The organism is Nitrospirota bacterium (genome assembly GCA_040752355.1).
Taxonomy (GTDB): domain Bacteria; phylum Nitrospirota; class Thermodesulfovibrionia; order Thermodesulfovibrionales; family Dissulfurispiraceae; genus JBFMCP01.
On record JBFMHE010000005.1, the window covers coordinates 81,972 to 95,054 of the forward strand.

Genomic DNA, 13,083 nt, shown 5'->3' on the forward strand with positions numbered 1-13,083 from the left:
GTTCGCCGGGACTATCCGCCTCGGCCTAGCGTACGTAATACCCGTGCAGGGTATAGACGAAATGTCCCGTGATGGTGAGCGCGTCCTCCTTAACGCTCTCGGGAAGGGGCCAGAACGGTTCGGCGTCACGAAGGGCCCGCATCGCCGCTTCGTCGAGGCTCTTGTGCCCCGAGGTGCGTACCAGTTCGACGGCGCCGAGGCGACCGTCTTTCTTTATGGTAAACCGTATGTACAGATCGCCGTAGACTCCTCGCGCCGCAGCATCCATGGGATAGTTCCAGATACCCTCGATCTTCTCCTTGAGGCGTTGCATATACCCGAAATACCGGTAATCTTTCGTATCGAGGGTTATCGTGCTCCCTTGCTTCATCCCGCTGCTCTCATTCGTTGAGCGGTCTGCCTGCGCGAGGTCGCCGATCACCTCCTTATCGAAAAACTTTTCCCTGAATGTCTTGGGTCCGGGCTTTCCGGGAGACGCCTTTCCCGGTGATTCACCTGTTGCATCTCTTTCCGGTATCGTATCGTACGTTTCTGCAGGGCGTTTTGTATCGAGCCCCTGCCCTTCGGCAAGATTGTCCGGCCGTGCCCGCTCTTTTCCGCCCTGACCATCCCGGGGCATGCGCTGTTGCAGCGTGCCTTCCGACGATCCTTCCGACCGGCTGCCTTTGGGCACAGAGGAGAGCTCCCGAGGCGGCGGTAAATTCTTGGGCAGCTGCGGTATGACGGCCGGTCGTTCGCGCAGATCGTCTCCCGGGACCGCAGGGACTTTCCTCATCCTCTTCGGCGGCGTCCCCGGTCGCTGCGGGACCGTCTGCAGCTCCTCCGGGGTAACAATCCTGGCAGCGAACGGCTGCGGTGTCCGCTTCACCTGCTCTCGCACAAAGACGAATGCCGCAACAGCGACGAGGCAGTGCAGAATGAGGGAATACAACAGATACCGTTTCACGATAAGGTATTTTACCACAGCATTTTGGCATGAAATGAGCAGAAGTGATAAAAAAATATTTTTCCGCGAACATGTCGGAGCGGATACGATTTCTTCGCGCGAATTCTGCACAAAGCAAGAGCTGGAGCCGTTTTGCGCGGGATGAGGGACATGCTGTTCTTTGCAAGAGGTGCAGGCGGAGGATAAAAAAATGTTTGACATGTGCTGTTTTCTCTTGAACTTTTTGAAATGAATAGGTATATTTATTTACAAAAATTTAAGGAGGCTTCAGAATGGCAACAACGAAGAAACCTGCTGCAAAGAAGGCCGCAAAGAAACCCGCTGCAAAAAAGGCCGCAAAGAAACCTGCTGCAAAGAAAGCCGCAAAGAAGCCCGCAGCGAAGAAGGCTGCAAAGAAAGCCGCAAAGAAGCCCGCAGCGAAGAAGGCTGCAAAGAAAGCTGCAAAGAAGCCCGCAGCGAAGAAGACCGCAAAGAAATAGACCGCTGCTGAAGTTTTCCTGTGCATTGAGTTGTATGCGTCCGGCATACAGCTCAATGTGCAGGAAGCGTTGTTCCTTGCCTTCGTTTCCCCCCGAATGGTATCTTAAAAAGTGAACCTCTCGCGTTTTCAGAAACCAAGCCGCTACATTGATAGTGAGTATAATGCAGTAAAGCACCGGAACGGTCCTGCCTCCCCCCGCACCGTCCGCTTTGCCCTCGCCTTCCCCGATATTTACGATGTGGGCATGTCGCATCTCGGCCTGAGAATCCTGTATGGCCTCCTCAACAGTCATCATGCCGTGACGGCGGAGCGGGTCTTCTCGCCGTGGATCGACCTCGAGGCGTACCTGAAGAGCAATAAGCTCGCCCTTTCCTCGCTCGAGACGAGCACGCCGCTGCACCGGTTCGATGTCGTGGGATTCAGCCTCCAGTATGAACTGTCCTACACCACGGTCCTCGCGATGCTCCGGCTCGGCGGCATCCCGCTCCGCACGGAAGAGCGGCTCCAGACCCGCCGGGACCTTCCCCTCATCGTTGCGGGAGGTCCCTGCACGGTCAATCCTGCGCCGATGGCCCCTTTTATCGACGCCTTTCTGATCGGCGACGGCGAGAGGGCGGTGATGCAGCTCGCCGATGCCGTGAGCGCATGGAAGGAGAGCGGCGCCGGGCGCGAGGCCGGGCTCAGGGAGATAGCGAAGCTCGACGGGTTCTACGTGCCTCTCGTCCACGGCGCCGATGTGCGGGTGCGGCGGCAGTTCGTCGCCTCTCTCGATGATGCCCCGTATCCTGTGCGGCCGGTGGTGCCGTACACCTCCATTGTGCATGACCGGGTGACGATCGAGGTGTCGCGGGGATGCACCAGGGGCTGCAGGTTCTGCCAGGCGGGCATGGTCTATCGTCCTCTGCGGGAGCGTTCTCCCGAGAGGGTCCTCGCCATTGCGGAGGAGTCGCTGAGGGCGACCGGCCATGACGAGGTGTCGCTCACCTCGTTGAGCGCAGGAGATTACTCCTGCCTCCTGCCGGTCGTCAGAGAGTTCAACCGCCGGTACAGCGCTTCGAAAATAGCGCTCTCGCTCCCCTCGCTGCGGGTGGGCGCTGTCAGCCAGGACGTCCTGCGTGAGATACGGTCGATACGGAAGACCGGCTTTACCATGGCCCCGGAGGCGGCTACGGAGCGGCTGCGGAGCGTCATCAATAAGGATTTTAGTGCCGAAGACTACGAGCGGGCACTGAGGGCGCTCTTCGAAGAGGGGTGGCAGACGCTCAAGCTCTATTTCATGATAGGGCTTCCTACGGAGCGGGACGAGGATATAGAGGCGATCCCCGAAATGATCATGCAGGCATTGCGCATCGCCAAGAAGCATACGGGAAGGTTCGTGACGATCAATACCACGATCTCTCCCTTCGTTCCCAAGGCGCATACCCCTTTCCAGTGGTGCGGACAGATACGCCACGACGCAATGCGGCGAACGCTGCAGTATCTGAAAGAGGTGCTGGGCCGGAAGAAATTCAAGTACAAGGGCCATGACGACCGGATGAGCCTGCTCGAGGCGGTCTTCGCCCGGGGAGATGCGGGGCTCGCTCCGCTCATAGAGCAGGCGGCCGAGCTGGGGTGCAGGCTCGACGGATGGTCTGAAGTCTTCGACTTCGACCGCTGGCAGGAGGCGATGGACAGGACGGGCATCGATGCAGCGGCCTATGCCGAGCGATGCTACGCAAAAGAGGAACGGCTTCCCTGGGATACGATAGACATCGGCGTAAAAAAAGAGTACCTCTACAGCGAGTACGAACGGGCGCTTTCAGGGGAGCGGTCTCCCGATTGCCGGCAGTCGTGCATCGGCTGCGGCCTGAAGTGCGCTGGGGAGAACGCGCCGGCGCCGTTCGGGAACGCGGAGGGTGCTCTCTCCATGGAGAAGAAAGCGCCGGAAACAGGACCGGAAATAGCGAAGGTCCGTGTCAGGATGGAGTTCTCGAAAGCCGGCGTGCTGCGGTATCTCTCGCATCTCGAGGTGACGACCGCCCTCATACGCGGGTTTCGGCGGGCGGGGATCCGCTTCGATTTCTCCAAAGGGTTCCACCCTGCGCCTAAGGTCTCGTTCGGCCCCTCCCTCCCCACCGGCATTGCGGGAGAGCGGGAGTATCTCGATATAGAGGTTTTTACCCCCTTTGATATAGAATCATATATGCCGAAGGTGAGGGCATCCATGCCCGAAGGGATCGAGATCAGGCGGATGGCGGTCATCCCGGTGCATGAGCCCTCGCTGAGCACGTTCGTCACCAGGTACGCGTATACCGTGTCGATCGATCGCGGGCAGTATGCCGCGTGCGCCGGACAGGTGGCCGCGCTGCATGAGCGGCTGCAGAACGGCGAAGCGCTGATCGTGCAGCGCGACGATAAAGCCGTTGATATCGCGCCCTGCATCGAGACTATGGAAATGGATGCGGCAAACGAAGAGACGGGCGAAGCCTCACTGGCCCTGATCCTCAGGGACTACGAGACGGTTAAGGCGAGAGTCGGGGAAGTTGTCGAGGCGGTGACCGGGTTGAACGCACGGGACCTCGCCATCACCAGAACGGCCCTGTACGGCTGGCGAGACGGGTGGGTGGCGCCGCTCTGAGACGCGGCCCGGCAGCCTGTCCCCTATCCGCCCGCTGGTCTGCCTGCATTCTGTCTGCGAGCTGCCTACTATAGAGATGAATGGAGAAGCATAGATGACCGGAGAATTGCTGATCAATGTGACGAGAGAAGAGAGCAGGGTTGCGCTCCTCGAGGGCGGTCAGGTCGTCGAGCTGTATATCGAACGGAAGCGCGATGCGAGCCTGGTTGGCAATATCTACAAGGGGCGGATCCTGAAGATACTGCCGGGTATGCAGTCCTCCTTTGTCGATATTGGCCTCGAAAAGGCCGCCTTCCTGTATGTGGCCGATATCATGACCGACATGGATGAGTACTACGCGGCGTTTCTCGATGCGGAGACGGAAGAGCAGGATCTCTACGAAGGGGCCGAGCGCTTCAGGGCGGCGCTGCCTATCGAGGAGCTCATACAGGAGGGGCAGGAGATCATCGTGCAGGTCTCGAAGGACCCCATCGGCACGAAGGGCGCCCGGGTCACCTCCTATATCACGCTCCCGGGCAGGTATGTCGTGCTCATGCCGAATGTCGAGCATGTGGGCATCTCCCGGAGGATAGAAAACGAAGAAAACCGTGCCCGGCTGAAGGCCGTTGCCGCCGAGCTCAAGCCCAAAGGGTTCGGCGTGATCATGAGGACCGCCTGCGAGGACGCGACGGTGGACGAGATCAAGCGCGACCTCGAGTTCCTCCTCCTCCTCTGGGAGAACATACAGAAGAAGAAAGACCGGGTCTCCGCACCCGCACTCCTCTACAGCGACCTCGACCTCGTGTTCAGGAGCGTACGGGACTTCATGAGCCAGGAAGTGGAGCGGCTGGTGATCGATTCGGCCGAGGAGTACGAGCGGTTGAAGGAGTTCGCCGGCGCCTATTTCCCGAGGCTCATCGACAAGATAGAGCTCTACGAGGGCAGAGAGCCGCTCTTCGACGCCTTCGGCATCGAGATGGACATATCCCGCGCCCTGGGGCGCAAGGTGTGGCTGAAGTCCGGAGGCTATATCGTCATCGACCAGACCGAGGCGATGACGGTCATCGATGTGAATACCGGCAAATTCGTCGGCAAGGAGAACCTCGAAGACACGATCCTGAAGACGAATATCGAGGCGGTCAAGGAGATCGCCTACCAGATACGGTTCAGGAATCTCGGCGGGATTATCATCACCGACTTCATCGATATGGAGAAGCCCGAGAACCGGGAGAAGGTCTTCAAGGCCTTTGTCGAGGCGATGAAGAGGGACCGGGCGAAGAATACGATTTATACCATCTCGGAGCTGGGGATCATCCAGATGACGAGGAAGCGCGTGCGGGAGAGCCTCGGCCGCGTCCTGTGCGAGCAGTGCCCGTATTGCGAAGGGAAGGGGTTCATCAAGTCGACGAGGACCGTGGCCTACGAGATATTCAGGAAGCTCAGGAAGATGAACCTCGGCAGCGGTACCATGGCGATGATCAAGGCCCATCCCGCTGTCGCGGAGCTCCTCTCCTACGAAGAGCGGCAGGGTATCGAGGAGATCGAGGGCGCCTACGGGATTCAGCTTATCATCAAGGAAGACCTGCGTTTTCACCAGGAAAACTACGAGATAACGGTCCTCTGACAGCCGTGGCAGATACCTATCAAAAGCTCCTCGCCCTTCTGCGGGAGATGCCTTCCGTTCTTCTCGCCTACTCGGGAGGCGTCGACAGCACCTTCCTGTTAAAGGCGCTCGGGGACTCCGGGGTCCGCTCCCTCGCGGTCATAGCCGTCTCGGCGACCATGCCCGAACGGGAGCGGCGCGAGGCGGAGGAGACGGCGCGGCTGCTCGGCGCCGACTGCAGGGTTATCACTACCGACGAGCTGAGCAATCCCGACTTCGTCCGCAATCCCCGCGACCGCTGCTTCTATTGCAAGGACGAGCTCTTTTCCCGGCTTGCCGGGATCGCCCGTTCGGAAGGATATGCCGTTATCGTCGACGGCAGCAATGCCGATGACCTCGCGGACTGGCGGCCAGGCCGCAGGGCCGGCCAGAAGCATGGCGTCAGGAGCCCCCTCATCGAAGCGGGCCTGGCGAAGCAGGAGATCAGGGAGCTGTCGCGGGCGCTGGGATTGCCCACCTGGTCCAAGCCTGCAGCCCCGTGCCTTTCATCCCGCTTCCCCTACGGGACCGAGATAACCCTCGAAGGGCTCAAGCGGGTCGAGCAGGCCGAAGAGATATTGAGGGAGCTGGGATTCGGGGAGCTGCGGGTCAGATCCCACGGAAGCCTCGCCCGCATCGAGGTGCCGAAACACCAGATCGAGCGCTTTTTCGAGAGGAACCTGCGGGAGACCGTGACGGACAGGCTGAAAGCCCTCGGCTTCACCTACGTGACCGTAGACCTCGGGGGCTTCGTAAGTGGAAACTTCAACTTTTAAAGTTTTACAATAGAAGAACGGTTTGCTATGAGAACGATGCGCTCTATAACCTCCTGCCGGACGGATATCCATCCGCTCTCGACCCTCTGCCGCGAGTCTGTGTCGATAGCCTCCGCTCACGCGGGGTAAGCCATGCAGGTACTCCACGATACCGCTGCCGGCGCTCCGGCAGGCCCCGCGGCCAGCGCCTCTGATGATAAAGCATGCGGCGCGCCGGCTGCCGGTCCGCTCGAGAGCTGTGTGCGCTGCGGGAGCTGCAAGGCACAGTGCCCTACCTATGCGGAGGATGCTGCCGAAGGGATGGGCGCTCGCGGAAGGGTTATGCTCCTCATGCAGCTGGCCGAAGGGGCGCTGGAGCCCTCGGAAACGCTTGAGCACCGGATCTTCAGCTGCCTTCTCTGCGGCGCCTGCACTGCGTCGTGTCCCCTCGGGGTCGATGTCACCGAGGCGCTGTATGAGGGGAGAGCGCGGCTCAGGAGACTCAGAAAATCGAAGGATTTTCTCGGCCTCGGCCTCCGCCTCGGGCTTAAACGCGCGCCGTCGAGCATTAAGGTCCTCAGGTTCTTCCAGGATATGGGCGAGGTCTTCCCCCTGCACCGCATCCCGCCCTTCAGGCAGCTGAAAGCGCTCGGCATCATTGCACCCGATGCCTCGCTGCGGGACGGGGCTTCGCTCTACAAGGCAGCCAGGCCGAAGGCGCGGATCGCCGTTTTCGCGGGCTGCACGGTGAATTTCCTTTATCCGCATATCGGGTATGCATTGATACGGAGTCTTAACGCATTGCACTACGATGTCGTCCTGCCGAAGGGCGAAGTCTGCTGCGGAGCGCCGCTGCGGGGCCTCGGGTTCGAGGACGATGCGATCGAGATGGCGGAGCGGAATCTCGCGGTATTCAGAAAGATGAACGTCGAGGCGGTGATCGGGCTCTGCCCTACCTGCGTCCATACTGTCCGGGATGAGTACCGGAAGAGGGGGGGAGACGGGATCGACAACGCGGTGGAGGTGGCGCGGTTCTTCAGCGACAAGGCGCCGCAGCTCCACGCTCTCAAAGGCAGGACGGAGGGAGGGCAGCAGATTGTCTACCATGAGCCCTGCCACTCCCGTTATAGCCTGAGCTCCGGAAAGGAGCCCCAGCGCCTTCTGGCCTCACTGGGAGTCCCGCCCGTCGAGGCAGAGCAGGGCTGCTGTGGATTCGGAGGCCCTTTTAGGGTATTATATCCGGACCTCGCCGAGGCGCTTCTGGAGAAACGCGCTGCCGCGTACCGGCATGCAGAGGTGATCGCCACTTCCTGCCCTAATTGCATACTCCAGCTCAGAAGCGGAATGAAGGATAAGAGCATAAAACACCTCATCGAAGTGATCGATGAAACGATAACGGGATAACGGTTCCGGCATAAGGAGACGGTACGGCGATGAAGAGAAAGACGATTGCGAAAAAGCTCGATATACTCACCCCCCAGAGGCTCGAGAGCGGCGACCGGCCGCAACGGATGCGCCTCGAACGGAGGACGAGCTGCGTACGCTGCGGCAAATGCTGCACCGCGAGCAGCCCCTCCCTGATGAAGGAGGATCTGCCGCTGTTCGTGGCGGGAGTCCTCTCCTGCGATACGACGTATACGATACGCGACGGCGAGCGGGTGCGCTCCCGCCAGGACGGCGCCGTGTATGAATCGTTCACGGAGCTGATAAAGCTGAAAGAGGGCGAGGGGACGGGCGGCTGCATGTTCTACCGGGGAAAGGAAGGCTGCAGCATCTACGAGCATCGGCCCTCGCAATGCAGGGCCTACAAGTGCTGGGCCCCCGAAAACCTCTACGAGGGACTGGAAGCATCATCCCTGAAACGGCGCGATCTCTTCGCTTCGGTCGACCTGCTCCTGGAGGTGATGAACAAGCACGATGAAAAGTGCTCCTACCGGAGACTCGCCGACGCCTTCGACCGGCTTGCCGGGGGCGACGAGCAGGCGGTCGAGGAGATCATGGATATGCTGCAGTACGATACCTATGCCAGGCCGTTCCTGCAGGAGAGATTCAGTGTTCCCGAGAGCGCCCTGGACCTGATACTCGGAAGACCGCTCGCGGAGCGGATCGCTGAGTTCGGCTTCAGAGTCGTTCGGCAAGGAGACGACTACGTTGTGATGCCCATAGAGGATACGCCGGAGAACGAGCCGGGAAAGGAGAAGGAGGCAGAATGAAATTTTTTATCGATACCGCTAATATCGAAGAGATCAAGAAGGCCTGGGAGGTCGGTGTGATCGACGGCGTGACGACCAATCCCTCGCTGATCGCCAAGGAGAAGAGGGAGCCTGTTGCGCTCCTCAGGGAGATATGCGGCATCGTCGACGGTCCTATCAGCGCCGAGGTGATCGGGCTCACGGCCGAGGGGATGGTGAACGAGGCTGAGGAGCTCGCCAGGATCCACGAGAATATCGTCGTCAAGATCCCCATGACCGAGGACGGGCTCAGGGCGGTGAAGCGCCTTGCGGCAGCGGGAATCAAGACGAATGTCACGCTCATCTTTTCCCCGAGCCAGGCGCTCCTCGCGGCCAAGGCGGGAGCGACCTATGTGAGCCCCTTCGTCGGGAGGCTCGACGATATAAGCCATGTCGGCATGGACATCATCGACGATATCAGGGTGATCTTCGAGAACTATATGTTCACCACCGAGATCATCGTCGCGAGCATCAGGAACCCGCTCCATGTGGTCGAGGCTGCGAAGATCGGCGCCGACGTCGCCACCATCCCCTACAGCGTCATCGCCCAGCTCGCCAGGCACCCGCTCACGGATATCGGCATAGAGAAGTTCCTCAAGGATTGGGAGAAAGTGCAGGGGAAATGAGTGACGAGTGGGTCGAGGTCTTCGTCACCGCCGATGCTCTCGAAGCGGAGATGATCAAGGACCTCCTCGAGAGCGGCGATATCCCGGTTGCGCTCCGGTCCTCCAAGATACGCCCCTATCCGGTCAATATCGGCAAGATCGGGGAGATACGGATACTCGTCAGAAAGTCCGATAAAGAGGTCGCGGAGCAGGTGATCAACGGGATGCCGCCGGGTGATACGCAGGGGGAATCCCAGGGCTCATGAGAGACCAGGGGACGATACTCATCAACAACGCGCGAGCTATCGCGCAGGAGACGGGCAGCCATATCGATGGTTTCTCAAATCCATACTTTTCCGAGGATAGGAACATCGTCGTCGTCTCCGAGAGCACCGGGAGGGTGACGCTCTTCGAGGAGGGGCGGGTCATCTCGACCCTCGAGCCGGTCATCAGCAGGCGGCTCGTCTAGCCGTCGTATTCAGCGACGGACTGCATTACAGCTTCCGGATCACGCCGATCACCTTACCGGCTACCACCACCTCATCGGCATCGTAACGCACCGGCTTCATGGTCTTGTTTTCGGGCTTGAGGAGCACGGTGTGCTTCTCCTTGAAGACCCTCTTCACCGTCGCCTCATCGCCGACGAGGACCACGCCGATCTCGCCGCTCTCGATGGTGCGCTGCTGTTTGACGATGACATAGTCGCCTTCGAAGATGCCCGCCTCGACCATGCTGTCTCCGGTCACCCGCAAGCAAAAGGAGTCCGCTGCTGGGAAGAGCGACGCATCGACGAGCAGATGGGCATCGACGTCCTCTGCTGCCAGGACAGGCCTCCCGGCCCGTATGGTTCCTGCAACGGGAAGCAGGGAGCCTTCCCGAGGGGTGAAGCCGACGATCTCGATCCCCCGCGAGATAGCGGGATTGAGGCGGATAAAGCCCTTTCTCTCGAGGGCCCGCAGGTGTCCCCGGGCTGCAGCCCAGAGAAAGCCGAAATGCTCCCCGATCTCCCGCACCGTAGGCGGGTAACCGTTCTTCTTAACGGAGGAGACGAGGAAATCGAGCACCTTTTTCTGCTGGACAGTGAGCTCTTTCATATATACATTTGTATACTAAGAGGCGGGCGCCTGTCAAGATGAGGCGCGGTTTGGCATACGCGCCGGTAGGTAATTAGAATAAAGCAGTACGTGTTTGCGTTCAGGAGGGCTATGGCGGAGCGACTCTTCATTCACCACGACGGCGCGCTCGGGGACGTGCTGCTTTCGCTCCCTGCCTTCTCCCTGCTGGGAGGGGGAGGAGAGCGTCTTCATCTGGCGGGGAGACCGGATGTCGCGGGCTTTTTGCAGACTGCCGGGGTCGTTGCCGGGGCTCACGACAGCGGCAGCAGCCTGTTCTCGTCGCTGTATGCCGGGAGGCCGGATAATGCGGCGAAGGCCTTCTTTGCAGGATTCGATAGGGCTGTTGTTTTTACCAGGGGCCGCGATGCGGTGTTCGTCGAGACGCTGCGGTCGCTGCTCCCGCGTACCGCGGTCGTGACTACGATTCCCCCGGAAGGAGAGCGGATGCATGTCTCTGCGTTCCGCATGCAGCAGATAGCAGCGCCCGGACGATACCGGCACCGGGGTCTGCCGAGTTGCGCGCTTGAAATTCCCGCACCGTTCAAGGAGAGGGCACGGGCATTGCTCGCCCGCAAGGGCTATGACGGCAGGAGCAGGCTGGTAGCGATGCATCCCGGGAGCGGGGGGAGACGAAAGTGCTGGCCCTTCGAGAGTTTCATCAGCCTTGCTGCGCATATCAGGGCTGCCGGCGACTTCTTTTTCGTCTTTCTCTCGGGACCCGCCGAGGAGAGCGCGGCGACGGCGGCGCTCGCGGTCTATGCGGAGAGCAACCCCGGCGTCCTCCATGTCCCTGGTGAAGAGCTGGCCATAGTCGCCGCCCTGCTGCAGTCGTGCTCGCTCTACATAGGAAACGACTCGGGCATAACCCATCTGGCTGCCGCAGCCGGCGGGAAGGTGCTCGCCCTCTTCGGCCCCACCGACCCGGGGCTCTGGAGCCCTCCCGGAGATCATGTCCGGGTCGTGGCCTCCGGGCATGCGTGCGCTCCCTGCGGTCTGCAACCGCTGCACCGAGTACAGGAATGCGGGCAGGAGTGCCTCAGAGATATCGGCGTGGGGCGGGTGATGGACGCGATCGGCGCCTTTGCATAGCCTCGACGCCGCGTCCGCAGGGGGACAGCTTAAAGTCGTGCGCCGATGCCGACGCCGAACGATATCGGCAGGGAGCGGTACCCTCTGGGCTCGATCAGATGGATCTCTCTGCCTCTCATCATCAGGTAGGGATAATCGATCTCATCGAGACGGCGCGTCTGCCTTCCGATAACTTCTCCTGCAACGGTTATCTCTTTCCCGCGCGAATAGATCGCGGTGTCGAGGTAGCCGCCGTACAGGACAAGGAACCTGCCGTACGAGGCATCCACGTCTTCGGGCCTGCCCCGGCTGTCGAGGGGCTTCTGCACCACTTCGATGTAGGTCCCCTCTTTCGTGTTTTTGGAGCCGACGATGACGCCCCCGAGTATGACGACCTCGCCCTTGTACGCATCGGGGTTGCCGAGGAGCGTTGCCGGGGGGACATCCCGCGCCTTGTCCCGCAGGCTATCGGAAACGACATGCGCACAACCGGCGAGGAACAGGACTCCCAGAACCATGATGAGCACGTGGCGCTTCATGAGGTAATTATAGCCGAATTCACAGTGCAAGTATATCGCCGGTCTCATCGCTTACAATGCTGCGGAAAATCACGTATAGTAGTTTTAGGAGGGCCGGAATGAGAAAGGAGGGCATGCTATGAAGCTCCGGGAGAAAGTGGCGCTGGTGACCGGCGGAGGGCAGGGGATCGGCAAGGCCATCGTGAAGCGGTTCCTCGAGGAAGGGGCGGGCGTCGTCGTCGCGGACGTCGACGAAGAGGCGGGAAGAGAGACCGAGCAGGAGCTCTCCGGCATCGGCTCCCTCGCATTCGTGCCTGCCGATGTGGCGGTCGAAAAGGATGTGGAACATGCCGTAGCGCAGACAGCGGCCCGGTTCGGGAGGCTCGACATCCTCATCAATAATGCCGGCATCTTCTCCAGCGCTCCCCTGGAGCGGCTTTCCCTCGATGCATGGAACCGGATCATCGCCGTGAATCTTACCGGAGCGTTCCTTTGCGCCAAGCATGCCGCCCCTCTGCTCAGGGAGCGCGGCGGCGCGATCGTGAATATCGCTTCTACGCGGGCATTGATGTCGGAGCCCCATACCGAGGCGTATGCCGCATCCAAAGGAGGCGTGGTCGCCCTGACGCATGCGCTCGCCGTGAGCCTTGGCCCCGCCATACGGGCGAACTGCATCAGCCCGGGGTGGATAGAGGTGAGCGGGTGGAAAAGGCGGAGCGCCAGGCATGCTGCGTCGCTCAGGGAGGCGGACCACCGTCAGCATCCTGCCGGAAGAGTAGGAGCACCCGAGGATATTGCGTCATTGACGCTCTACCTTGTCTCTGAAGAGGCCTCTTTTGTCACCGGAGCCAACTTCGTTGCCGACGGCGGCATGACGAGAAAGATGCTGTATATCGAGTGAGTCACTGTAAGCATAGGGCATTCCGGAGCTCCACGATGAGCCGGTGCAGCGCTGTTACATGGCACAGTCTTGTGCCGGTACAGGTGTGTGTCATGTCTCACTGTATGTTGATGCAAGCGGGTAAGGAACTTTTTTTACCCCGGCAGCGCTTTCCCTCCTCATTCCGGCCAAAGTCGGGTGCAATACCAAACGGATAGTATGGTCTGCTCCGCGAGCGCTCGGGCG

At 60.4% G+C, this 13,083-nt stretch carries 14 protein-coding genes; 11 read left to right on the plus strand and 3 right to left on the minus strand.

Annotation, left to right across the window (positions count from 1 at the left end; translation table 11 throughout):
- Positions 1-25: 25 nt before the first annotated feature.
- A complete protein-coding gene (locus AB1805_05150) occupies positions 26-946 on the minus strand; it encodes a TonB family protein (protein ID MEW5744813.1) in 921 nt (306 codons plus the stop codon).
- A 272-nt stretch (positions 947-1,218) separates the two neighbouring features.
- On the opposite strand from AB1805_05150, the gene AB1805_05155 reads away from it, so the two are divergent.
- The 9 genes from AB1805_05155 to AB1805_05195 all read left to right on the plus strand — a co-directional run bounded on the left by AB1805_05155 (position 1,219) and on the right by AB1805_05195 (position 9,725).
- Positions 1,219-1,425 (plus strand): hypothetical protein, encoded by a 207-nt coding sequence (locus tag AB1805_05155; protein ID MEW5744814.1) that lies wholly within the window; start codon positions 1,219-1,221, stop codon positions 1,423-1,425.
- Between the two features lie 111 nt (positions 1,426-1,536).
- Complete coding sequence (locus tag AB1805_05160; GenBank protein ID MEW5744815.1) at positions 1,537-4,044, plus strand: TIGR03960 family B12-binding radical SAM protein; 2,508 nt, start codon at positions 1,537-1,539, stop codon at positions 4,042-4,044.
- 94 nt (positions 4,045-4,138) lie between these two features.
- On the plus strand, positions 4,139-5,647 hold the full coding sequence (locus AB1805_05165) for an Rne/Rng family ribonuclease (protein ID MEW5744816.1): 1,509 nt from the start codon (positions 4,139-4,141) through the stop codon (positions 5,645-5,647).
- 5 nt (positions 5,648-5,652) lie between these two features.
- Positions 5,653-6,441, plus strand: a complete 789-nt coding sequence (gene larE / locus AB1805_05170) for an ATP-dependent sacrificial sulfur transferase LarE (protein MEW5744817.1) — start codon at positions 5,653-5,655, stop codon at positions 6,439-6,441.
- Between the two features lie 132 nt (positions 6,442-6,573).
- Positions 6,574-7,824 (plus strand): (Fe-S)-binding protein, encoded by a 1,251-nt coding sequence (locus AB1805_05175; protein ID MEW5744818.1) that lies wholly within the window; start codon positions 6,574-6,576, stop codon positions 7,822-7,824.
- Positions 7,825-7,853: 29 nt separating this feature from the next.
- Positions 7,854-8,633, plus strand: coding sequence for a YkgJ family cysteine cluster protein (locus AB1805_05180; GenBank protein MEW5744819.1), 780 nt, complete (start codon positions 7,854-7,856; stop codon positions 8,631-8,633).
- A complete protein-coding gene (gene fsa / locus AB1805_05185) occupies positions 8,630-9,277 on the plus strand; it encodes a fructose-6-phosphate aldolase (protein ID MEW5744820.1) in 648 nt (215 codons plus the stop codon). The genes AB1805_05180 and fsa overlap by 4 nt, the downstream gene beginning before the upstream one ends.
- Positions 9,274-9,522 carry a DUF2007 domain-containing protein gene (locus AB1805_05190; protein ID MEW5744821.1) on the plus strand — a complete coding sequence of 83 codons (249 nt, stop codon included), beginning with the start codon at positions 9,274-9,276 and terminating at the stop codon, positions 9,520-9,522. Before fsa ends, AB1805_05190 begins: the two co-directional genes overlap by 4 nt.
- Positions 9,519-9,725: a hypothetical protein gene (locus tag AB1805_05195; protein MEW5744822.1), complete on the plus strand. Its 207-nt coding sequence runs from the start codon at positions 9,519-9,521 to the stop codon at positions 9,723-9,725. Before AB1805_05190 ends, AB1805_05195 begins: the two co-directional genes overlap by 4 nt.
- 25 nt (positions 9,726-9,750) lie before the next feature.
- On the opposite strand, the gene lexA is transcribed toward AB1805_05195, so the two are convergent.
- Positions 9,751-10,350, minus strand: coding sequence for a transcriptional repressor LexA (gene lexA, locus AB1805_05200; GenBank protein ID MEW5744823.1), 600 nt, complete (start codon positions 10,348-10,350; stop codon positions 9,751-9,753).
- Positions 10,351-10,461: 111 nt separating this feature from the next.
- Here lexA and AB1805_05205 point away from each other — a divergent pair, with 111 nt between their 5' ends.
- A complete protein-coding gene (locus AB1805_05205) occupies positions 10,462-11,460 on the plus strand; it encodes a glycosyltransferase family 9 protein (protein ID MEW5744824.1) in 999 nt (332 codons plus the stop codon).
- Between the two features lie 29 nt (positions 11,461-11,489).
- On the opposite strand, the gene AB1805_05210 is transcribed toward AB1805_05205, so the two are convergent.
- Positions 11,490-12,026, minus strand: coding sequence for a Slp family lipoprotein (locus AB1805_05210; GenBank protein MEW5744825.1), 537 nt, complete (start codon positions 12,024-12,026; stop codon positions 11,490-11,492).
- 70 nt (positions 12,027-12,096) lie between these two features.
- Between AB1805_05210 and AB1805_05215 the strand changes: the two genes are divergently transcribed.
- The gene (locus AB1805_05215) at positions 12,097-12,858 is read left to right on the plus strand and encodes a glucose 1-dehydrogenase (GenBank protein ID MEW5744826.1); all 762 of its coding nucleotides are present in this window, start codon (positions 12,097-12,099) and stop codon (positions 12,856-12,858) included.
- Positions 12,859-13,083 lie beyond the last annotated feature (225 nt).